The sequence below is a fragment of the Caulobacter sp. SRI_014 genome, assembly GCF_057586315.1.
The window spans coordinates 99,603-121,611 of record NZ_JBYCZQ010000002.1 but is presented as its reverse complement, the minus strand read 5'-3'; the positions used below and the strand labels follow the sequence as shown (position 1 = coordinate 121,611).

At 69.6% G+C, this 22,009-nt stretch carries 19 protein-coding genes and 1 tRNA gene; 10 read left to right on the top strand and 10 right to left on the bottom strand.

Going from position 1 to position 22,009, the window contains the following annotated elements:
• Nucleotides 1-14 precede the first annotated feature (14 nt).
• Nucleotides 15-785 (top strand): SDR family oxidoreductase, encoded by a 771-nt coding sequence (locus tag AC2YG9_RS05995; protein WP_487297035.1) that lies wholly within the window; start codon nt 15-17, stop codon nt 783-785.
• On the opposite strand, the gene AC2YG9_RS05990 is transcribed toward AC2YG9_RS05995, so the two are convergent.
• Nucleotides 782-1,948, bottom strand: a complete 1,167-nt coding sequence (locus tag AC2YG9_RS05990) for an aminotransferase (protein WP_487297034.1) — start codon at nt 1,946-1,948, stop codon at nt 782-784. The genes AC2YG9_RS05995 and AC2YG9_RS05990 overlap by 4 nt on opposite strands.
• 17 nt (nt 1,949-1,965) lie before the next feature.
• On the opposite strand from AC2YG9_RS05990, the gene AC2YG9_RS05985 reads away from it, so the two are divergent.
• The gene (locus AC2YG9_RS05985; protein ID WP_487297033.1) at nt 1,966-2,469 is read left to right on the top strand and encodes a GNAT family N-acetyltransferase; all 504 of its coding nucleotides are present in this window, start codon (nt 1,966-1,968) and stop codon (nt 2,467-2,469) included.
• A gap of 62 nt (nt 2,470-2,531) precedes the next feature.
• Here AC2YG9_RS05985 and AC2YG9_RS05980 read toward each other — a convergent pair whose 3' ends face one another.
• Together AC2YG9_RS05980 and AC2YG9_RS05975 are read right to left on the bottom strand one after the other, a co-directional pair.
• A complete protein-coding gene (locus tag AC2YG9_RS05980; protein WP_487297032.1) occupies nt 2,532-3,008 on the bottom strand; it encodes an RcnB family protein in 477 nt (158 codons plus the stop codon).
• A gap of 97 nt (nt 3,009-3,105) precedes the next feature.
• On the bottom strand, nt 3,106-3,720 hold the full coding sequence (locus AC2YG9_RS05975) for a DUF938 domain-containing protein (RefSeq protein WP_487297031.1): 615 nt from the start codon (nt 3,718-3,720) through the stop codon (nt 3,106-3,108).
• 67 nt (nt 3,721-3,787) lie between these two features.
• Between AC2YG9_RS05975 and AC2YG9_RS05970 the strand changes: the two genes are divergently transcribed.
• Nucleotides 3,788-4,561: an ATP-binding cassette domain-containing protein gene (locus tag AC2YG9_RS05970; protein WP_487297030.1), complete on the top strand. Its 774-nt coding sequence runs from the start codon at nt 3,788-3,790 to the stop codon at nt 4,559-4,561.
• A complete protein-coding gene (locus AC2YG9_RS05965) occupies nt 4,558-6,105 on the top strand; it encodes a glycine betaine ABC transporter substrate-binding protein (protein WP_487297029.1) in 1,548 nt (515 codons plus the stop codon). Before AC2YG9_RS05970 ends, AC2YG9_RS05965 begins: the two co-directional genes overlap by 4 nt.
• Before the next feature lie 62 nt (nt 6,106-6,167).
• Here AC2YG9_RS05965 and typA read toward each other — a convergent pair whose 3' ends face one another.
• Nucleotides 6,168-8,000: a translational GTPase TypA gene (gene typA, locus AC2YG9_RS05960; RefSeq protein WP_487297028.1), complete on the bottom strand. Its 1,833-nt coding sequence runs from the start codon at nt 7,998-8,000 to the stop codon at nt 6,168-6,170.
• Between the two features lie 500 nt (nt 8,001-8,500).
• Entirely contained in the window at nt 8,501-9,418 is a 918-nt protein-coding gene (locus AC2YG9_RS05955) for an N-formylglutamate amidohydrolase (RefSeq protein WP_487297027.1), read from the bottom strand.
• A gap of 139 nt (nt 9,419-9,557) precedes the next feature.
• Here AC2YG9_RS05955 and cpdR point away from each other — a divergent pair, with 139 nt between their 5' ends.
• From cpdR to AC2YG9_RS05935, 4 genes are all read left to right on the top strand, one after another.
• The gene (gene cpdR / locus AC2YG9_RS05950) at nt 9,558-9,917 is read left to right on the top strand and encodes a cell cycle two-component system response regulator CpdR (protein WP_487297026.1); all 360 of its coding nucleotides are present in this window, start codon (nt 9,558-9,560) and stop codon (nt 9,915-9,917) included.
• 73 nt (nt 9,918-9,990) lie between these two features.
• Nucleotides 9,991-10,065, top strand: a tRNA-Val gene (locus AC2YG9_RS05945).
• 327 nt (nt 10,066-10,392) lie between these two features.
• Nucleotides 10,393-10,800, top strand: coding sequence for a helix-turn-helix domain-containing protein (locus AC2YG9_RS05940; RefSeq protein ID WP_487297025.1), 408 nt, complete (start codon nt 10,393-10,395; stop codon nt 10,798-10,800).
• Nucleotides 10,801-10,983: 183 nt separating this feature from the next.
• Complete coding sequence (locus tag AC2YG9_RS05935; RefSeq protein ID WP_487297024.1) at nt 10,984-13,407, top strand: bifunctional diguanylate cyclase/phosphodiesterase; 2,424 nt, start codon at nt 10,984-10,986, stop codon at nt 13,405-13,407.
• Here AC2YG9_RS05935 and AC2YG9_RS05930 read toward each other — a convergent pair.
• The 4 genes from AC2YG9_RS05930 to AC2YG9_RS05915 all read right to left on the bottom strand — a co-directional run bounded on the left by AC2YG9_RS05930 (nt 13,404) and on the right by AC2YG9_RS05915 (nt 18,563).
• Nucleotides 13,404-16,559: an efflux RND transporter permease subunit gene (locus AC2YG9_RS05930; RefSeq protein ID WP_487297539.1), complete on the bottom strand. Its 3,156-nt coding sequence runs from the start codon at nt 16,557-16,559 to the stop codon at nt 13,404-13,406. The two genes, AC2YG9_RS05935 and AC2YG9_RS05930, sit on opposite strands and share 4 nt — an antisense overlap.
• A gap of 4 nt (nt 16,560-16,563) precedes the next feature.
• A complete protein-coding gene (locus AC2YG9_RS05925) occupies nt 16,564-17,715 on the bottom strand; it encodes an efflux RND transporter periplasmic adaptor subunit (protein WP_487297023.1) in 1,152 nt (383 codons plus the stop codon).
• A gap of 97 nt (nt 17,716-17,812) precedes the next feature.
• Nucleotides 17,813-18,175: a hypothetical protein gene (locus tag AC2YG9_RS05920; RefSeq protein ID WP_487297022.1), complete on the bottom strand. Its 363-nt coding sequence runs from the start codon at nt 18,173-18,175 to the stop codon at nt 17,813-17,815.
• A 4-nt stretch (nt 18,176-18,179) separates the two neighbouring features.
• Nucleotides 18,180-18,563 (bottom strand): DUF3703 domain-containing protein, encoded by a 384-nt coding sequence (locus tag AC2YG9_RS05915; RefSeq protein ID WP_487297021.1) that lies wholly within the window; start codon nt 18,561-18,563, stop codon nt 18,180-18,182.
• 72 nt (nt 18,564-18,635) lie between these two features.
• Between AC2YG9_RS05915 and AC2YG9_RS05910 the strand changes: the two genes are divergently transcribed.
• Nucleotides 18,636-19,052 carry a MerR family transcriptional regulator gene (locus AC2YG9_RS05910; protein ID WP_487297020.1) on the top strand — a complete coding sequence of 139 codons (417 nt, stop codon included), beginning with the start codon at nt 18,636-18,638 and terminating at the stop codon, nt 19,050-19,052.
• 76 nt (nt 19,053-19,128) lie between these two features.
• The gene (locus tag AC2YG9_RS05905) at nt 19,129-20,427 is read left to right on the top strand and encodes a sulfatase family protein (protein ID WP_487297019.1); all 1,299 of its coding nucleotides are present in this window, start codon (nt 19,129-19,131) and stop codon (nt 20,425-20,427) included.
• On the opposite strand, the gene AC2YG9_RS05900 is transcribed toward AC2YG9_RS05905, so the two are convergent.
• Nucleotides 20,424-21,980 carry a helicase HerA-like domain-containing protein gene (locus tag AC2YG9_RS05900; protein ID WP_487297018.1) on the bottom strand — a complete coding sequence of 519 codons (1,557 nt, stop codon included), beginning with the start codon at nt 21,978-21,980 and terminating at the stop codon, nt 20,424-20,426. The genes AC2YG9_RS05905 and AC2YG9_RS05900 overlap by 4 nt on opposite strands.
• Nucleotides 21,981-22,009: the final 29 nt, after the last annotated feature.

Here is a 22,009-nt window from a genome sequence, read left to right as displayed (position 1 = left end):
GAGAGGGAACCCGCATGACCGCTGGCACTTTGTTCGACCTGACCGGCAAGGTCGCCGTCATCACCGGCTCCTCGCGGGGCATCGGCAAGGCCATCGCCGAGCGCATGGCCCAGCACGGCGCCAAGGTGACCATCTCTTCGCGCAAGGCCGGCCCCTGCGAAGAGGTCGCCGCCGAGATCAACGCCAAGCATCCGGGCAGCGCCATCGCCGTGCCGGCCAACATCTCCTCCAAGGAAGATCTGCAGCGCCTGGTCGACGAGACCCGCAAGGCCTTCGGCAAGGTCGACATCGTCGTCTGCAACGCCGCCTCGAACCCCTACTATGGTCCCATGGCCGGCATCGAGGACGACCAGTTCCGCAAGATTCTCGAGAACAACGTCATCGCCAACCACTGGCTGATCAGCATGTGCATCCCCGAGATGAAGGAGCGCGGCGCCGGCTCGGTGATCATCGTCTCCAGCATCGGCGGCCTGCGCGGCAGCCCGGTGATCGGCGCCTACAACGTCTCCAAGGCCGCCGACTTCCAGCTGGCCCGCAACCTGGCCCACGAGTACGGCCCGCACGGCATCCGGGTGAACTGCATCGCGCCGGGGCTGGTGAAGACGGACTTCGCCAAGGCCCTGTGGTCCAACCCCGAAACCCTGCGCCGCGCTACCGACCCGGTGCCGCTGCGCCGCATCGGCGAGCCCGACGAAATCGCCGGGGCGGCGGTGTACCTGGCCTCCGACGCGGGAAGCTTCATGACCGGCCAGGCGCTGGTCGTGGACGGCGGGGCGACGATCTAGCCCAGCGTCGCCCACTTTCGGACGCGCGAGAGACGCTCGATGCCCGCATCGAGCGTCTCGTCACGTTTGGCGAAGCAAAGCCGGATCAGGTTGGTTGGGGCGTCCGTCTCGTAAAAAGCGCTGATCGGGATCGCCGCGATGCCGTAGTCCTTCACGGCGCGGATGCAGAATTCCGCGTCAGGCTCCTCAATGCCCGAGGCCGCCAGATCTACATTCAGGAAATAGGTCCCCGCGGCCGGCAGGACCTTGAACCCCACGGCCTCCAGCCCGCTCGCCAGCCGGTCCCGCGACCGCTGCAGATCGAGTGGCATCCGCGCGAACCAGTCGGCGCTGTTGTCCAAACCCCAGGCGACCGCCGCCTGCAGGTTCGGCGGCGTGGTGAAGGTCAGGAACTGGTGGGCGCCCGCCAACGCCTTCATCAATCCCGGCGCGGCGCAGAGAAAGCCGACCTTCCAGCCGGTCATGGCGAACATCTTCCCCGCCGAGCCGATCTTCACCGTCCGCCCGCGCATGCCTGGGAAGGCCATCAGCGGTTTGAAGCTGCGTCCGTCGAAGGTGATCTGCTCCCAGACCTCGTCGCAGACGGCGATGGCGTCATGGGCAACGCAAAACTCCGCCAGCAGGGCCAAGTCCTCGTCGGCCCACAGGGTGGCGGCCGGATTGACCGGGTTGTTGAGCACCACCAGCTTCGTGCGCAGGCTGAAGACCGCATCCAGCATGGCCCGGTCGATCCGGAAGTGCGGGGGCTTGAGCGTCGCCAGCTTTGGAACCCCGCCGCAACGCCGCACCATCGGCAGGTAGGCGTCGTACAGCGGCTGGAACAGCACCACCTCGTCGCCCGGCGAGATCAGCGACAGGAAGGCCGCCGCCAGCGCCTCGGTCGCGCCCGAGGTGACGGTGACTTCGCTTAGGCCCTCGAGGTCCAGCCCCTGGAACTTCGCATAGTGCCGCGCCGCCGCCTCACGCAGGTCGGCCAGGCCCCGCATCGGCGGATACTGGTTGTAGCCGTTGACCGCCTCCCAGGCCGCCTTCTCGCGCACGGCGAGGGGGCCGGGCTCGTCCGGAAAGCCCTGGCCCAGGTTGATCGCCCCGGTGTCGCGCGCCAGCCCGCTCATCACCTCGAAGATGGTGGTCGGCAGGTCGGCGTAGACGGGATGGACCACGGGGCGGCTCCGTAAGGTTGAAAGCGGCGCGGACGGCGCCCATGCTTCATGCCATGCGCATCGTCGATTTCGAACCCCGTCACGCTCAGGCCTGGAAGACGCTCAACGAGGCCTGGATCGGCAAGCACTTCGCCCTGGAGCCCTCCGACGCCAAGGTGCTGGACGATCCCATGGGCGGGGTGATTAACGGCGGCGGCCGCATCTTCATCGCCGAGGACGAGGCGGGAACCGCCATCGGCTGCGCCGGCCTGCTGGCCTTGGACGACAGCCATGGCGGCGGCTTCGAGCTGATCAAGATGACGGTGTCGGAAGCGGCGCGCGGCACGGGCCTTGGCCGCCTGCTGATGGACCACTGCATCGCCGCCGCCACGGCCATGGGGGCGAGCCGCCTCTACCTGGAGACCAACTCCAGCCTCGGTCCGGCGCTCGGCCTCTACCGCGCCTCGGGTTTCGTCGACCTGCCGCCGAACGACACGCCCTACGCCCGGGCCGACGTCTTCATGGAACGCGCGCTGCCCTGAACGCGAAACGCCCCCGGAGCGAGGGCTCCGGGGGCGTCTTACGCATCGCTAGAGAACGATTTCTAGTCGAACAGGTTGAACACCACCGAGGCGATCAGGCCGGTGGCGATGGCCGTCAGGATGACGTCGTCGCCATGACGGTAGTAGCCGTAGCCGCGCGGGGGCGGGGGCAGGCGATAGGCGCGGTAGTCGACGTAGTAGCCGCGATCCCGGTAGGCCGGCGGCAGGTACTGGCCACGCGACCAACGGCGGTCCGCGTAATAGCCGCGGGGAGCGTAGTAGCGGCCGGCGTTGTAGCGGCGTTCCGCGCGACGCTCGTAGCGGCTCTCGCGGCGGTCGGCCCGGCGATCGTAGCGGTCGTCGCGACGGTCATCGCGGCGCTCGTAGCGGTCATCGCGGCGGTCGTCCCGACGGTCGTAGCGGTCGTCACGACGTTCGTTGCGGCGTTCGTAGCCGCTGCCGCCGTAGGGCTGGGCCGCAGCGGCGCCGGCGGAACCCAGGACCGACAGCGCGACGGCGGCGATCAGGAACTTCTTCATGGTCTAATCTCCCCGGCGGGTTTCTCGGACCATCCGTGGCCCCGACGTTGGAGCCCTTATGACAGGCGCGACTTGAGCCCAACCTGAACGGCTCTGGTCATCTCCCGTTCATGTTCGCGGAACGCCGGAACACAAGGCTGAGGTTGTTGGCCGGCATGGCGATGCGGGCGTGCAGAGCCAGGCCGTGGGTCGCTGCCAGGGCTTCGATGTCCTCCCGGCGGCGGATGCCCCAAGCCGGGTTGCGGCTCTTCAGGCTGGCGTCGAAGGCGAGGTTGGAGGGGGCGGTGTCGACCTCGTCCTCGAGGTAGGGGCCGTAGGTGAACAGCGCGCCGTCGGTGGAGAGGATGCGGGCCGCGCCGGCGAACAGGCCCTCGGTGGCGGCCCAGGGTGAGATGTGGATCATGTTGATGCAGACCACGGCGTCGGCGGCGTTGACCGGCCAGCTGTCCGGCCGGCTGGCGTCGAGCTCGAGCGGCGCCAGAAGGTTGGCCGGCCCCTGTTCCCGCCAGGCGGCGATGCTGGCCAGGGCCTGAGGGTCGGGATCCGTCGGCTGCCAGGTCAGGCCCGGCAGGTGGCTGGCCATGTGCAGGGCGTGCTCGCCGGCTCCCGAGGCGATCTCGACAACGAGGCCGGTCGTTGGGAGATGCTCGCGCAGAACCTCGAGGATGTGGTCCTTGTTGCGCGCGGTGGCCGGGGAGGAGAGGGCGGTCATCGGGCCACCATAACCGACACTGGCGCCGCCTCTATGCAAAACGGGTAACCACGATACCTTGCCGCCCATGGCCGCGCCGCTGATCCAGTTCCGAGACGTCTCGAAGACCTACGCCGGCCAGGCCGCCGTCGAGGGGGTCAGCCTCGACATTCCCGCCGGCCAGTTCGTCGCCGTGGTTGGCGCCTCCGGGTCGGGCAAGACGACCCTGACCAAGATGGTCAACCGGCTGGTCGAACCCTCGACCGGCCAGGTCCTCGTCGAGGGCGCCGACGTCGCCGCCCAGGACCCCGTCCAGCTCCGCCGCCGCATCGGCTACGTCTTCCAGGGCGTCGGCCTGTTCCCGCACCTGAAGGTGGCCGAGAACATCGCCATCACCCCGCGCCTGTTGAAATGGCCGGAGGCGCAGATCACCGCCCGCGTCGCCGAGCTCATCGACCTCGTCGGCCTGCCGCAGGCCTATGCCGACCGCCGCCCTGACCAGCTCTCCGGCGGCGAACGCCAGCGGGTCGGCGTCGCCCGCGCCCTGGCGGCCAGGCCCGCCATCCTGCTGATGGACGAACCCTTCGGCGCCCTCGACCCCATTACCCGCGAGGCGCTCGGCCGGTCCACCCGAGGCCTGCACGACCGGCTCGGCCTGACTACCCTGATGGTCACCCACGACGTACAGGAGGCCCTGCTGCTGGCCGACCGCATCCTGGTCATGGCCGGCGGCAAGGTCCTCGCCGACGCCAGTCCGCGCGAGCTTCTGGCCGGTCACCCCGACCCCGCCGTCGCCGCCCTCATCGACACCCCGGCCCGCCAGGCCCGCGCCCTCTCCGCCCTCATGGGAGCGGGGGCATGAACGAGCAGGTCGCCGCCGCCTGGGCCCTGCTGCCCGACTACCTGTCCCAGCATGTGCTGCTCAGCGCCGCCGCTCTTGGCCTCGGCCTTCTCATCAGCCTGCCGCTGGCCGTTCTGGCCGCCCGCAGCCCCCTGATCCGCTGGCCCGCCGTGACCTTCGCGGGTCTGGTCCAGACCATCCCGGGCCTGGCGCTGCTCGCTCTTTTCTACCCCCTGCTGCTGGCCCTCTCCGGCTTCACGCAGCAGACCTTCGGCTTCAAGCTTCAGGCGCTCGGCTTCCTGCCGGCCCTGCTGGCCCTGACCCTCTATTCGATGCTGCCGATCCTGCGGAACGCCGTCGCCGGCCTGACCGGGGTCGATCCGGCGGTGCGCGAGGCCGCCGACGGGGTGGGCATGACGTCCGCCCAGAAGCTCTTCCGCGTCGAGGCCCCGCTGGCCGCGCCGGTGATCATGGCCGGGGTGCGCACCGCCGCCGTCTGGACCATAGGAGCCGCCACCCTGTCGACCCCGGTCGGCCAGACCAGCCTCGGCAACTACATCTTCTCGGGCCTGCAGACCGAGAACTGGGTCTTCGTCCTGTTCGGCTGCGCCGCCAGCGCCGCCCTGGCCCTGACGGTCGATGGCCTGCTCGGCCTGGTCGAGCGCGGCGTGGCCCGGCGTCAGACCTTGCCGGTCCTCGCCGGCGCACTGCTCCTGCTGGCCGGCGTGGCCGGCGCCGCCGTCCCCAGCCTGCTGCACGCCACCAAGCCGACCTACGTCATCGGGGCCAAGAACTTTTCCGAGCAATACATCCTGGCCGACCTGATCGGCGCCCGCCTGACCGCCGACGGGGCCCAGGTCGCCCGCCGCGACGGTCTCGGCTCGGCCGTCATCTACCGGGCCCTGGAAGCCGGCGAGATCGACGTCTACGTCGACTACAGCGGCACCCTTTGGACCAACGTCATGGGCCGCAAGGACACGCCGCCGAGGGCGCAGCTGCTGGCTGAACTGACCGCCTGGCTGGCGAAGGAAAGGGGCGTCACCGTCCTCGGGTCCCTCGGCTTCGAGAACGCCTACGCCCTGGCCATGGACCGCAAGCTGGCGGCGTCGCTGGGCATCGAGACCATCGCCGACCTCACGCCACAGGCCCCGGCCCTGACCCTCGGCGGCGATCTGGAATTCCTCTCGCGCCCCGAATGGGCCTCGATCCGCGGCGCCTACGGCCTCAACTTCGGCAGGCAGAAATCCTTCAACCCGACCTTCATGTACCGCGCCCTCAAGAGCGGCGAGGCCGACGTCATCTCCGCCTTCTCCAGCGACGGGCGGATCGCGGCCGATGACCTGGTGGTGCTGACCGACCCCAAGGGCGCCGTGCCAAGCTACGACGCTGTCGTCCTCATCTCGCCCAGGCGGGCCGGCGACAAGCGCCTGATCGAGGTGCTCAAGCCGCTGATCGGCGCCATCCGGGTCGAGGAAATGCGCAAGGCGAACTACGCCGTCGACCGCGACAAGGCCAAACAGTCGCCGGCCCAGGCCGCCGCGGCGCTGGCCAGAACCCTTCGCTAGCCAAAGAAAAGGGCGGCGCAGCCTTCGCCGCGCCGCCCTGATTCCATCGATGGGTGTGAGCCCTACTCGTCCTTGACGCGGCGCTTGCGGAAGCTGGGGTTCAGCACCTTCTTGCGCAGGCGGATGTTCTTCGGCGTCACCTCGACCAGCTCGTCTTCCTCAATGTAGGCGATGGCCTGTTCGAGGGTCATGCGGCGCGGCGGGGTCAGGCGGATCGACTCGTCCTTGCCGCTGGCCCGGACGTTGGTCAGCTGCTTGGCCTTCATCGGGTTGACGTCCAGGTCGTCCATGCGGCTGTTCTCGCCGATGATCATGCCCTGGTAGGTCTTCTCGTTGCCGCCGACGAACATGGTGCCGCGCTCCTCCAGGTTCCACAGGGCGTAGGCCTGCGTCTCGCCGTCGGAGTTGGAGATCAGCACGCCCTTGCGGCCGCCCTCGATGGCGCCCTTGTAGGGTTCGTAATGGCTGAACACGCGGTTCAGCACGCCGGTGCCGCGGGTGTCGGTCAGGAACTCGCCCTGGTAGCCGATCAGCGAGCGCGACGGGCTCTTCAGGGTCAGGCGGGTCTTGCCGGCGCCGGACGGGCCCATGTCCTTCAGCTCGGCTTTGCGGGCCGACAGCTTTTCGATGACGATGCCGCTGAACTCGTCGTCGACGTCGATCATCACGTCCTCGACCGGCTCCAGCCGCTCACCGGTTTCCGGGTCCTGCTGGAACACCACGCGCGGGCGGCTGATCGACAGCTCGAAGCCTTCGCGGCGCATGCTTTCGATCAGCACGCCCAGCTGCAGTTCGCCACGACCGGCGACCTCGAAGGCGTCCTTCTCGGACGTCTCGGTGACGCGGATGGCGACGTTCTGCTCCAGCTCCTTCATCAGGCGGTCGCGGATGACCCGGCTCTGAACCTTGTCGCCTTCGCGGCCGGCCAGCGGGCTGTCGTTGACCGAGACGGTCATGGAGATGGTCGGCGGATCGATCGGCTGGGCGGGCAGGGCGTCGGTGACGTCGATGGCGCACAGGGTGTCGGCCACGGTGGCCTTGCTCAGGCCCGCGATGGCCACGATGTCGCCGGCTTCGGCATCGTCAACCGGCTGGCGCTTGAGGCCGCGGAAGGCCAGCACCTTGGTGATGCGGCCGCGCTCGATTTCCTTGCCGTCACGCGACAGGGCGTGGATGGCCATGCCGGGAACGGCCTTGCCGCTCTCGATGCGGCCGGTCAGCAGGCGGCCGAGGAACGGGTCGCTTTCGATCAGCACCGACAGGATCTGGAAGGGCTCGTCCTTGCGCTCGACCGCCTTGGGCTCGGGCACGTGGCGGACGATCAGGTCGAACAGCGGGGCCAGGGTGTCGTTGGGCTGGTTGAGGTCCAGGGTGGCCCAGCCGGCCTTGCCCGAGGCGTAGATGTGCGGGAAGTCGAGCTGCTCGTCGGTCGCGCCGATGGCGGCGAACAGGTCGAAGGCGTCGTTGAGAACCCGGTCGGGGTCGGCGTGCGGCCGGTCGACCTTGTTGAGGCAGAGAATGGGCTTGAGGCCCATCTTCAGGGCCTTGCCGAGCACGAACTTGGTCTGCGGCATGACGCCTTCTTCGGCGTCGACCAGCAGGACGCAGCCGTCCACCATGCCGAGGATCCGCTCGACCTCGCCGCCGAAGTCGGCGTGGCCGGGGGTGTCGATGATGTTGATGCGGGTCTCGCCCGCCTCACCGTGCCACAGCACGCTGGTGCATTTGGCCAGGATGGTGATGCCGCGCTCGCGCTCCTGGTCGTTGGAGTCCATGGCGCGTTCGGTCTGCGCCTCGTTGGCTCGGAAGACGCCGGACTGGGCCAGAAGCTGGTCGACGAGGGTGGTCTTGCCATGGTCGACGTGGGCGATAATGGCGATGTTGCGCAGGGACATAGGTCAACTTTATCGGGGAAGGGGCGTTGGGCCGCGAAGGCGCGCGCTTGTACGCGAGTGCGGCGCACAAAGCCACCCCGTGCAGCCTCATGGCCGAACGAACCTCGTGTGCCCACCCTGAGGCGGTTCCAAACGCTTGTTTTTATTCACGGATCAGTGAATTGGGGCAATCAGCGCCTGATTATTGTGCGCCGCAATATGACGGTTCGCGCACGGTATCACCTTACGTTACCGGTGTTTTCTGGGGCGTGATGCAGAAAATCTTCGCTGCGGGGGACTTTTTGCCCTTGAGGTTTTGTGCGCCGCAACCTACTTTGAACTCGTGAGGCGGCCGCGCCGCCTCTGCCCTTCCTGGGCGTTTCCTCCCTAATGAACTGGCCGGGCCCTCGGGCTCGGCCGTTTTTTTATGCTCCCCGTCAGGGGGAGCTGGCAGCGGCGCAGCCGCTGACCGAGGGGGTCAACGAATACGGTGACGCCCCGGCTATCCAGCCATTCCGCCGCTAGCCGACCTCGCGCCAACCGGCCGCTAACGCCTCCGTCAGCCGCGCGACATCCTCTTTCAGCCGTTCCAGACCTTCCGTCGGCGCCTGCGTCTTCTCATCCAGATACAGCGCCCGGTCGATTTCGATCTGCAGGGCGTGGATGCGCCGCGCCGGCCGGCCGTAGAATTCGGTGGTGTAGCCGCCGGCATAGGGGGCGTTGCGCACCACCCGGTGGCCCATCCCCTCCAGCGCCTTCTCGACCAGCCGCGTCAGCCCCGGCGCGCAGGCCGCTCCGAAGCGGTCGCCCAGCACCATGTCGCAGCCCTTGCCATGGCGCGGGGTGACCACCGTCCTGGCCGCCGCCGAAGGCATCGAATGCCAGTCGATCAGAATAGCCACGCCGTGGGCGGCGTGGGCCTCGCCGATCAGCCGGCTCAGGGCGTCGTGATAGGGCCGGTGGGCGTTGCGGATCCGCTCCTCGGCCTCGGCGAAGCGCAGCTTGCGGCCGTAGATCTTCTGGCCCTCGCCGGCCAGCTTGGCGATGGCGCCCAGGCCCGCCGCCACTCGCGCCGTGCGGCCCTGGATGTGCGGCGGCAGTTCGTCCTCGAACATCGCCGGGTCCAGCTCCCAGGGATCGCGGTTCAGATCGATATAGGCCCGCCCGTAGCCGGCGGTCAGCACCGTCACCCCGGCCTGCGGCGCGGCCGCGATCAACTCATCGACAAAGGCGTCCTCCGACCGGCGCATCAGCGCCTCGTCGACCGCGACGGCCTCCAGCATTTCCGGCGGATAGGCCCGGCCCGAATGGGGCGAGGCGAAGACCAGGGGCGTCGCCGGCGCACCGGGCGCCGGCCGCGTCAGGCGGTAGGCCAGCCCGCCGTCCGCTTCCCAAAGCGCCGCCGGCGCGTCGGTCCGTTGCGGATCGGTCAGCGTCATGGCGCCAATTTCGTCCGCCCCCGGCGCCGGGTCAAAGGCTTTTGCCGCTCGCCCGACGGGTGCAGTTCACCGGAGCTTTACGGGTTTGGGCTTAAGGTTAAGGGAACAGAGTTATCGCTAAGGGTCTCGAGAACACCATATGCCCCGCATCCTGCTGGCCGAAGACGACGATTCCCTGCGCAACTTCCTGTCGCGCGCGCTTGAGCGCGCCGGCTACGACGTCCGCGCCTGCGCCGATGGTGAAGAGGCGGCCGGCTGCCTCGACGAGGACTGGGACCTCCTGCTGACCGACATCGTCATGCCCGGCATGGACGGCATCGAGGTGGCCCGCCACGCCGCCGCTCGTCATCCGGGCCTGCGCATCATGTTCATCACCGGCTTCGCCGCCGTCGCCCTGTCGGCCGGCGAACGCGCCCCCGCCGGGGCCAAGGTGCTGTCCAAGCCGATCCACCTGCGAGAGATCGTCACCGAGGTCGACCGGATGATGGCGGCGGCCTGATCGAAAATATCGATCCGGGACCTGTTGCGCCGGCCAAAAAGCCTCGCTATAGACCCCGCCTTCCTGCCGGTACGGACGTGTAGCTCAGCGGGAGAGCACTTCGTTGACATCGAAGGGGTCACAGGTTCAATCCCTGTCACGTCCACCATCCTTTACCGGCAGCGCAGCCCGAAATACCCAAGTTGAGCCGGCGGCATCGGCCGCGACTCGTCTTCGGATGGAAAAGCGGTCGGCTGATACAGATCAGTATTCGCACGGATGTGCGGCGACCAATTTTCTCCCTATGGGCGAGCAATCGTCCCAAGGGCCTGAATTTCTACACGAAATGGGTCTAGAAACTGCGGCGAAAGGCCGCTCGCGCTTGCTTTGACTGCCGCATAGGTGGAAAACCCGTCTCGCAGGGTTGTGTCCTTGACCTTGGCGCGTTCGACGATAACTCGTCTTAGAGGGACGAGACCACGACCGGAGATAAGAATTGCCCCGTCCTCAGCACGCTGCGCCCGATCCCATCGACGTCGCCGTCGGCGCCCGGATGCGCATGCGCCGCAAGACCCTGGGTCTGACCCAGACCGCGCTCGCCGAAGCGCTCGGCATCACCTTCCAGCAGGTTCAGAAGTATGAGCGCGGCGCCAACCGCGTCTCGGCCTCGATGCTGGTTCGGGCCGCCAAGCGCCTCGACTGCCCCGTCGCCTTCCTGGTCGGCGAGGAGCCGGGTGGCTTCCCCACCGACGAGACCCTGCTGACCATGCTGGCCTACCCCGGCGCCATCGACCTGCTGCACGCCTACACCTCGATCGAGGATGCCGGCTCGCGCAACGCCGTGGTCACCGTCGCCCGCGCCCTGTCGGGCCAGGAAGCCCGCCGGTCCGCCGAAGCGGCCTGACGGCCTTACAGGCCATGCGACCTGTCGAACGCCCTCGGCCCCGCGGCCGGGGGCGTTTGACGTTTCGCGGCCTGGGCTCCTCAAATTGTGGGGTACGGCCTCAGGTCGTCCCGAACTGAAACGCTTTTTTTGCAACTGGCGCGGATACTGCTCCTCATAATCCTCGTTTGAAGGGGTGGGGCGTTGTTCAAGGTCATTACGTGTCTCGTCACCGAGCACGACTATCGGCTTGTCTTGCTGGCGGGCCTGGTCTGTCTGTCGGCCAGTCTGACGGCGATGCGGCTGTACTCGCGCATGAGCGGGGCCCGGGGCCTGGTGCGCGGCGCCTGGCTGTTGCTGACCGCCCTGGTCGCCGGGTCCGGCGTCTGGGCCACCCATTTCCTGGCCATGCTGGCCTACAAGCCAGGCCTTGAGACCGGCTTCTCCTCGACCTGGACGGTCGGTTCGCTGATGATCGTCGTCGCCTTCATGGCGGCCGGCTTCTTCGCCTCCCTGCTGGCCGACTCCGAGCGGTCGAGCAAGATCGCCGGCGGCATCCTCGTCGGCCTCGGCATCGCGGCCATGCACTACTCGGGCATGACGGCCTTCATCACCCAGGGCCACATCAGCTGGGAGCCGGTCTATATCGCCGCCTCGGCGGTGCTCGGTATCGTCGGGGCCACGGCCGCCCTTATCATCATCGACGGCGGACGCGGCTTCTGGCGCCAGGTGGCGGCCGGCGGGGCCCTCACGCTCGGCGTTTGCGCCCTGCACTTCACCGGCATGGGCGCCATCACCATCACCCCCGACAGCAGTGTCGAGGTGCCGGCCTCGCTGATGGGCATCGGCATGATGACCTTCGCGGTCGCCTCGATCACCGCCCTTATCATCCTCGGCGGCCTGGGAGCCCTGCTCATCGAGAGCGGCGCCAACCGCTCGGCCCTGGAACGGATCCGCACCCTGGCCAACGCTGCCTACGAAGGCATCGTCGTCATCCAGAACGGCAAGATCAACGACGCCAACAGCGCCTTCTGCGACCTGGCCGGCGCCCCGCTGGAAGAGCTGATCGACCGCCCCCTGATCGGCGGCCTGCTGACCTTCGACGACCCCCTGCAATCGGCCGAACTGCGCCGCGAGGGCCACCTGCAGCCGATCGGCGAGGGCAAGGCGATCCCGGTCGAGGTCCTGTCGCGCCACATGGACGACGGCGCCCGCGTCGAGACCTCGGGTCTGGAAGTGCTGGCCATCCGCGACCTGCGCGAACGCCGCGGCGCCGAGGAGAAGATCCGCTACCTGGCCGAACACGACGGCCTCACCGGACTGCCCAACCGCAACGCGCTGCAGCTCAAGCTGGCCGCCGCCCTCGACCGCGTCGAGGCGTCCGGCGAGTCCCTGGCCGTCATCTGCATCGACCTGGACCACTTCAAGGAAGCCAACGACCTGCACGGCCACCTGGCCGGCGACGCGGTGCTGGTCGAAACGGCCCGCCGCCTGCTGGCCCGCGCCCCGGCCCCGGGCTTCGCCGCCCGCCTCGGCGGCGACGAGTTCGTGGTCGTCCAGATCACCGACCAGGACCAGCCGACGGCCGCCGCCGAACTGGCCGGCGCGCTGCTCGACGACCTAAAGGTCTCGATGATGTGGGAAGGCCAGGAACAGGCCATGGGCGCCAGCCTCGGCGTCTCCCTCTATCCCGACGACGGCCGCACGGCCGAGGCGCTTCTGGCCAACGCCGACATGGCCCTCTACCGCGCCAAGGAAAGCGGCCGCGGCGCCTATCGTTTCTTCAAGCGCGAGATGGACGAGACCATCCGCGAGCGCCGCAACCTCGCCCGCGAGCTGCGCCAGGCGATCATCGACGAGGAGCTTATCGTCCACTACCAGCCGCTGGCCCGCGCCAGCGACGGCGAGGTCTGCGGCTTCGAAGCCCTGGTCCGCTGGAAGCATCCGGTGCGCGGCATGGTCCCGCCGCTCGACTTCATCCCGGTCGCCGAGGAAAGCGGCCTGATCGGTCCGCTCGGTGAATGGGTGCTGCGCAAGGCCTGCGCCGACGCCGCCAGCTGGGACAAGCCGCTGCGCATCGCGGTGAACCTCTCGCCGCTGCAGCTCAACAATCCCGCCCTGCCGGCCCTGGTCCATGAGGTGCTGATCAACACTGGCCTGTCGCCCGCGCGGCTGGAGCTGGAGATCACCGAGAGCGCCCTGTTCAAGGACTACCAGCGGGCGCTGGACAACCTGCGCCGCCTCAAGGCCCTGGGCGTGCGCATCGCCATGGACGACTTCGGCACCGGCTTCTCGTCCCTGTCGACCCTGCAGTCCTTCCCGTTCGACAAGATCAAGGTCGACAAGAGCTTCGTGGAAAACATCCACCGCGACGAACGGGCCACCGTCATCGTCAAGGCGGTGCTGGGCCTGGGCCGCAGCCTCAACATCCCCGTCGTCGCCGAAGGGGTCGAGACCGAGGAACAGCGCGAGTTCCTGCGCGGCGAGGACTGCGCCGAACTGCAGGGCTACGCCATCGGCCGCCCGGCCCCGGCCGAGACCCTGGGCGCCTGGACCAACGAGGGGCCGAACCTCAGCCCGCCGCCGGCCAACGACAAACCGGTCCTGCGCAGGAAGCGGGCGGCCTAGGCTGCTCGCCGCCGCCACACCGCCAGGGTCGGCAGGACGATCAGGGTCAGGGCCGTCGCCGTCAGCAGGCCGCCGATTACCACGGTCGCCAGCGGCTTCTGAACCTCCGCGCCGGGCCCGAAGGCGAAGGCCATCGGCGCAAAGCCCAGGATCGCCACCAGGGTCGTGGTCAGCACCGCCCGCAGCCGCGCCGTCGCCCCTTCAAGGCCGGCCAGGGGCGGGTCCATGCCCTCGGTCAGGCGCCGCCGGATGGCCTGCATCAGCACCAGGCCGTTGAGCGTCACCACCCCCGAGACGGCGATGAAGCCGACCGCCGCGCTGATCGACAGCGGCATCCCCCTGACCAGCAGGGCCAGCGCCCCGCCGACCAGGGCCAGCGGCACCCCGGCGAAGACCAGGGCCGCGTCCCGCACCGATCGCAGGGCCAGGAACAGCAGCAGTCCGATGGTGGCGAAGACGATGGGCACGATCAGCCCGAGCCTCGCGCTGGCCCGTTCGAGGTTCTCGAACTGCCCGCCCCAGTCCAGCCAGCCGCCGGCCGGCGGCTTGACCTCCCGGCCGACGGCGGCGCGGGCTTCGTCGACGAAGCCGCCCAGGTCGCGGCCGCGCACATTGGCCTGCACGACGATCCTGCGCTTGCCGTTCTCGCGGCTGATCTGGTTGGGGCCATCGGCGGTGTCGAACCGCGCGACGGCTGACAGCGGGATCGTCGGGGCGCCGGACGGGGCGTCCTCCGCCATCACCGGCAGCTGGGCCACCACGGCCGGATCGTTGCGCAGTTCGTCGGCCAGCCGCACCACCACGTCGAACCGCCGGTCGCCCTCCAGCACATGGCCGGCCTCGCGGCCCGCCAGGCCGATGGCCAGGGCGTCGGCCGCGTCGCTGGCGTGAACGCCTTGCGCGGCGGCGATGGTGCGGTCGACGGTGGCGGTGATGGTCGGCTGGCCGCTGATCTGCTCGACCCGCACATCGGCCGCCCCGTCAATCTTGCGCAGGGTGGCGGCGACCTGTTCGGCCGTCCGGCTCATGGCGGCGAAGTCGTCGCCATAGACCTTGACCGCGACGTCGGAGCGGACCCCGGCGATCAGCTCGTTAAAGCGCATCTGGATGGGCTGGGTGAACTCGTAGCTGTTGCCCAGCAGCTTGCCGAGCTCGGTCTCCATCCGCTCGACCAGTTCCGCATTGGGCAGGTTCGGGTCCGGCCAGTCCTTGCGGGGCTTGAGCATCACGAAGGTGTCGGAGATCGACGGCGGCATCGGGTCCGAGGCCACCTCGGCGGTGCCGGTGCGGGTGAAGACCAGCGCGACCTCGGGCATGGCTTTGAGGGTTCGTTCGACGCGGAACTGCATGGCCTGGCTCTGCTCGAGCGAGGTCGAGGGCACGCGCAGGGCCTGGACCAGCACATCCCCTTCATCGAGCGTCGGCACGAACTCGCGGCCCAGCAACAGGAAGGCGACGAGGCCGACCAGCAGGCTGGCCCCGGCGGCGGCGAGGATGGCGCGCGGCCGGGCGATGGCCCAGGCCAACACCGGGGCGTAGCGCGCCGTGGCGGCGCGGGTCAGCCGGGTCTCGCCATGGTCACCCTTCGGTTCCCGCACCCAGAGGGCGGTGAGCGCCGGCACGAAGGTGAAGCTGAGGATGAAGGCCCCCAGCAGGGCGAGCATGACGGTGGCCGCCATCGGCCCGAACATCTTGCCCTCGACGCCCTCGAACATCAGCAGCGGCGCATAGACCAGCAGGATGATGGCCTGGCCGAAGGCGGCCGGCGGCGCCATCTCACGGGCCGAGCTGGCGGCGATCGACAGCCGCTCCTCCGGGGTCAGGACACGTCCCGCCGCCGTCCGCGCCTCGCCCAGCCGGCGCAGGGTGTTCTCGATGACCACCACCGCGCCGTCGACGATGAGGCCGAAGTCGAGCGCCCCAAGGCTGAGCAGGTTGGCGCTGATCCCGAAGCGGTTCATCGCCGAGGCGGCGAACAGGAAGGATAGCGGGATGACCAGGGCGGTGATGATCGCCGCCCGCACATTGCCGAGCGCGAAGAACAACACGGCGATGACCAGGGCCGCGCCGAGCGTCAGGTTGTGCTCGACCGTCCGGATGGTCGCCTCGACCAGCCGGGTGCGGTCCAGGGCCGGGCGGATGACCACCTGGGGCGGCAGGCTGGGGCCGATGTCCTTCAGCCGCTCGCCGACCCGTTTGGCCACCTCGCGGCTGTTCTCGCCCTGCAGCATCATGGCCGTGCCGACCACCGTCTCGCGGCCGTCTGCGCTGGCCGAGCCGAGGCGCGGGGCGCGGCCGGTCTCGACCTTTGCCACGTCGGAGACGCGGATGACCTGGCCTTGGCGGTTGAGGATCGGCGTCTGCGCCAGCTCCTCCAGGGTGCGCACCCGGGCGTCGGCCCGCACGATGTAGGCCTCGCCGGCCCGGTTGACGTAGCCGGCCCCGGCGATTCGGTTGGCGTGCTCCAGCGCCTCGACCAGCTGCACCAGACCGACCCCGTAGGCGGCCAACCGCGCCGGATCCGGATGGACCGCGTATTCCTTGACGTAGCCGCCCTGCACGTCGATGCCGGCGACGCCCTTCACTGTCTTCAGCTGCGGTGCGACGATCCAGTCCTGGACGGTGCGCAGGTAGGTGGCCTTCTCCAGGTCGCTGACCAGCCGCTCGCCCTCGGGCGTGACATAGGGGGCGCCGGGCCGGGCGGCCGGGCCCTTGAATTCCAGCGTCCAGATGAAGACCTCGCCGAGCCCGGTGACCACCGGTCCCATGGTTGGCGCCAGCCCGTCCGGCAGGTCCTCGCGGGCCGCCTGCATCCGCTCATTGACCAGGCTGCGGGCGAAATAGATGTCGGTGGCGTCGGTGAAGACAGCGGTGATCTGTGAAAAGCCGTGCCTTGAGAGCGAGCGTGTCTCGGTCAGGCCGGGCAGGCCGGCCAGCGCGGTCTCCAGCGGGAAGGTGACCTGCCGCTCGACCTCCTCGGGGCCCAGGGCCGGGGCGACAGTGGTGATCTGCACCTGGCGGTTGGTGATGTCGGGCACCGCATCGATGGGCAGCCGCATCAGCTCGCGCCCGCCCAGCAGGGCGAGGACGAGGCTGAGCAACACGATCAGCCAGCGATGGCGGACGGAGGCGTCGATGATCCTGTTCAGCATGGTTCTAGTGCCCATGCTCGGCTTCGCCCTTGGCCAGTTCGGCCTTGAGCAGGAAGGCGCCGGGGCCGGCGATGCGTTCGGTTCCGGTCAGGCCGCTGAGGATCTCGGTCCGCCCCCCTGCCGTGCGGCCGGTGACCACGGCGCGGGCCCGGAAGCCCCCGGCCTCGACGACGAACACCGATGGGCGGCCTTCGACGGTCTGCACCGCCTCGCTGGGCACGGTCAGGGCGCCGCCGCCGCCGTCTCCCGCGATGAGCCGCGCCGAGATCACCGCCCCGGCCGGGGGCGTGAAGCCCGTCGACCGGGCCCGCACGGTGACGACGCCGCGCTCGTTGACCGGGGCGATGGCGGTGACGACGCCGGAGACGTCCTGGCCATCGGCCGTCTTGCCGGTGATGGCCGCGCCGATGCGCAGCACGCTCGCCGCCGCCGGCGGTCCCTCGAACAACAGCTCGATGCGGCCGGCGTCGGCGATGGCCGCCACCTCCTGGTCCTCCTCGTGCAGAACCTGCCCGGGCGAGGTGGTCAGCCGGGTCACCACCCCGGCGACGGGGCTGCGCACCACGACGCGGCCGTCCGACCCCGGCGAGCCCCAGGCGGCCAGCCGGGCCCGGGCGGCGCGCAGCTGGGCCTCGGTGCGGCGGGCCTCTGCCTCGGTGATGTCCAGCCGCGAGCGGGCGACATAGCCCTGCTCGAACAGCGACCGGTCGCGCTTCAGCGCCGCGTTGGCCGACTGGTTGGCGGCGTCGGCGGCGTCGACCTCGGCCCGGGCTCCGGCTCCCTCCGGGCTTCGCAGGGTGACCAGGGCCGCCCCCGCCCGCACCGCGCTGCCGGCCCCGACATGGACCTGCAGCACCGTGCCCGGCAGCGGCGCATCGACGACGGCCTCGGCCCCGGGGGCGTACTCGACCCGCCCGGGCAGCATCAGCTCGGACCCGCCGCCGCGCTCGAGGGCGACCACGGTGACGCCGGCCCCGGCCGCCTTGGCCGGCGCCAGGGCGACGAAGTCTTCCCCGGCCTCTTCTTCCTCGTGGCCTTCCTCGGCGTGGGCCTCGGTCTTCGGCTGGTTGGGCATCAGGCGGGCGGCTGTAAAGCCGAGCCCCAGGGCGACGACGACGGCGGCTCCGGTCAGGAGCCAGTGTCTCTGCAAGGTCATGTTCAGGTCTCGCGGGCCGCGCGCGGCAGGCCGGACGGAATCATTCAAGGGCGCGCGGAAGCCCGCGCGGCCGGTCGATCAGTTCAGGGGAGGGGCGCTACGACCTGGGCGGTCGTTCGGGGCTCGCCGGCGCGGCCAGGGGCGCCAGTTCGCGCTGGGACCAGCCCGGCGCGATGGTGAAGGCGAAGGGCGCCGGCAGGACGGCCGGCGCCGTCGGCACGGCGACCAGCGGCCCGTGGCAGCCGTCGACGCAGGTCGGGCCGCAGTCGGCGCAGTCGCCGCCATCCCAGGGCCCCGGCAGGTCGGCGCCGACCGAGACGACCATGCCGCCGTCGGCCTCGAAGGCCATGGCCGGGGTCGCGACGGCGCCCGCCGCCAGCGCCATCAGGATGGCGCCCAGCAGTCCGATCCGTCCGAGCAGGGCGATGGCGGTCTTCAGCATCGTTTCCGGCCATAGCATGGCGTCATCCCGTCCGGCAAAGGGCGACCAGATCGGCGGGCAGCGGCATGGGCTGTATCGGCGACACGTCGGCCCCGCCGGTGTTGCCCTCCGGCAGCCGCCCGACCAGCGACAGCAGCCCGCCGGCGGCGAGGCGCAGCAGCTGGCCCCGGATCTCGCGGCCATCGCGCCGGCGCAGGCCGACCTTCAGCATCATCCAGTGTGAGGCGGTATGGGGAACCACCCAGGGCTGGCCGAGAATATGGGCCGTCTCCAACAGCGCGAAGCAGCGGTCGAGGTCGCCGAGGCGCCAGGCCTCACGGGCCCGGGCCATGGCCCCGTGGTAGGCGGCCTTGCGGGCGACGGATTTGACGACGACGGGCTTTTCGGAGGGGCGGACGGTGCTCATGAGGTCACCCTGCATCCTCTAGCCACTAGAGGATCAAGGCCTCATGTTGCGAGTCTTCGGCAGGAGAATATCATGACCGCGTTCACCATCGGCCGGCTGTCCAGGGCCGCCGAGGTCAAGGTTCCGACCATCCGCTTCTACGAGCAGATCGGCCTGATGCCGACGCCCGACCGCACCGAAAGCGATCGCCGGGTCTATGGCGAGGCGGCCGTCAATCGGCTGAAGTTCATCCGTCATGCCCGCCAGCTGGGCTTCGACATCAAGGACATCCAGGCCCTGCTGGGCCTGTCCGACCGGCCGGACACCCCTTGCGACGAGGCCGACCGCATCGCCCTTGGGCATCTCACCCTGATCGACGACAAGATCGCCCGGCTCAACCGGCTGCGGGACGAACTGGCCCGGATGGTCGGCTGCGCCGCCGGGACGGCGCGAGGTTGCCGGGTCATCGAGGTGCTCAGCGACCATTCGCTCTGCGCCGAGGCGCACTGACCGCCGCAGAAAAAGCCGTGTGTCTCCCGGCGTTGCGGGCATAGTCGCCCCGCACCTTCATCGGAGACCCGCATCGGTGACTGATACAGGCAGGGCGGCGGGACCGCCCAACATCATCGTCATCCTCGCCGACGACCTCGGCTACGGCGATCTCGGCTGCGACGGGGGGACCATCATCCGCACCCCCAACCTCGACCGCATGGCGGCCGAGGGGACGCGGCTGACCGATTTCTATGCCTCGGCCAATGTCTGCACGCCCAGCCGCGCCGGCCTGCTGACCGGCCGCTACGCCATCCGCTCGGGCTTGGCCGAACAGGTGATCCAGGCGTCCGAGACGCGCGGCCTGCCGACCAGCGAACTGACCATCCCCAAGCTGCTGCGCGCCACCCACGCCACCGCCCTGATCGGAAAATGGCATCTGGGCCACACCGGCGACCACTGGCCGCCGACCGTGCACGGGTTCGATACCTTCAAGGGCCTGCCCTACAGCCACGACATGCAGCCGCTGGCCCATTACGAGAAGGTCGGCGAGGGACCTCTCACCGAACGGCCCGCCGACTTCGCCAAACTGACCGAGACCTTCTTCCACGACGCCCTGCGGTTCGCCGAGGACAACAGGGAGCGGCCCTTTTTCGTCCTGCTGGCCCTGACCGCGCCCCATGTGCCGCTGGTCCGCAATGACGACGCGGCCTGGGACTCGCCCGCCGGCGCCTACGGGGATGTCGTCGAAGAGATCGACCGCAACGTCGGGACCCTGCTGGAGCGCCTGAAAGCGCTCGGTCTCGACGAGGACACCCTGGTCGTCTTCACCTCCGACAACGGGCCCTGGTTCGAGGGCTCGTCCGGCCCCTACCGCGACCGCAAGGGCGGGGCCGGCTGGGACGGCGGCTATCGCGTGCCCTGCATCCTGCGCCGGCCGGGCATGATCCCCGCCGGTCAGGAACGCAGCGCCATCGCCAGCAACCTCGATTTCCTGCCGACCTTTGCCGCCATGGCCGGCGCCGCTGTGCCGCCGGATCTCGAACTCGACGGCAAGGATCTGGGCCCGGTGATCTTCGACGGCGCCGCCTCGCCGCACGAGGCCATCGTCCTGTTCGACAACGCCAAGGTCGCCGCCGTCCGCACCCAGGACTGGAAATACGTCGTGCGCTCCTACTTCCGCACCTTCGACATCCCGCTGGGCCGCTTCAACTACCCCCTGCTGTTCGACGTCCGCCGTGACCCCGGCGAGAACTACAGCGTCGCCTCCCTGCACCCGGACGTCGCCGCCGAGCTGAAGACCCGGGTCGAAACGGCCCGCGCCTTCTACGAGCCGATGACCAGGCTGTTTGCGCCCTACGTCCGCCCGCAGGCGGCCGACTGGCACCCGGACTAGCGCTTGAGGCTTCCCAGCACCCCGCGCAGCAGGGCGCGTGTCAGCTGCGGCACCACCGTGCGGACGACCGATTTCAGCACCGTCTCGCCCATGCCCATGCGGCTGGAGGACCGGGCGGGCGCGCGGCCCCTGGGCGCGGGCCGGGACATCTCCCGCTCGCGACGGGCCTGTTCCCTGGCCCACTCCCTGTCCTGGGCCTCACGCTGCTTGGCGACGTCGGCTTCGGCGGCGTCCAGCTCGGCCTTGCGGCTGTTCTCAGCGGTCTTCTGGTTGATGCGCTCGAAGGCCGACTCGCGGTCCTGGGCGGTGTCGTAGAGACCCTTCACCGGGCTGCGGCCCTGCACCGCCGTCCGCTCTTCCGGCGTCGCGGGCCCCAGACGCGAGGCCGGGGGGCGGATCAGGGTCTTGCCGGTGATGGTCGGCGCGCCCTTCTCGTCGAGCACGCTGACCAGGGCCTCGCCGACCCCCAGGCCCTGGATGGCCTCGGCGGTGTCGAAGGCCGGGTTGGGGCGGAAGCTGGCGGCGGCGGCCCGCAGGCCCTTCTGCTCGGCCGGGGTGTAGGCGCGAAGCGCGTGCTGGATGCGGTTGCCCAGCTGGGCCAGCACGGTCTCGGGAATGTCGGCCGGGTTCTGGGTGACGAAATAGATGCCGACGCCCTTGGAGCGGATCAGGCGCACCACCTGCTCGACCTTCTCCAGCAGGGCGCGCGGCGCGTCGCGGAACAGCAGGTGGGCTTCGTCGAAGAAGAAGACCAGGCGCGGCTTCTCCGGATCGCCGACCTCGGGCAGCTCCTCGAACAGCTCCGACAGCAGCCAGAGGAGGAAGGTGGCGTAGAGGCGCGGGCTCTGGATCAGCTTGTCGGCCGCCAGGATCGAGACAATGCCCCGGCCCGAGCCGTCGGTGCGCATCAGGTCGGTCAGCGACAGGGCCGGCTCGCCGAACAGGTTCTCGGCCCCCGCCGTTTCCAGCTGCAGCAGGCCGCGCTGGATGGTGCCGATGGTCGCCGCCGAGACGTTGCCGTACTTGACGTCAATCTCGGTCTCGTTCTCGGCGCAGTATTTCAGGGCCGCCTGCAGGTCCTTGAGGTCGAGCAGCAGCAGCCCCTCATCGTCGGCCATCTTGAAGACGATGTTGAGCACGCCTTCCTGGACCTCGTTGAGTTCCATCAGCCGGGCCAGCAACACCGGCCCCATCTCCGAGATGGTGGTGCGGACCGGGTGACCCTTTTCGCCGTACAGGTCCCAGAACACCGTCGGCGGGGCGTCGGGGCGCAGCTCCAGGTTCATGCCGGCGGCCCGGGCCAGCATCTTCTCGTTGGGACTGCCCGGCATGCAGATGCCCGAAAGGTCGCCTTTCACATCGGCGGCGAAGACGGGCACGCCGTTGTCGGAGAACCCCTGGGCGAGGATCTGCAGCGTCACCGTCTTGCCCGTCCCCGTCGCCCCGGCCACCAGCCCGTGGCGGTTGGCCCGGTCCAGGCGCAGCAGCTGAGGCCCCCCCTGCTCCTCTGGCGCCATGCCGACGAACAGCGTGCCTTCGGGGACATCGACCATGGGAAGCTCCACTTGTTGGACGCCAAGGC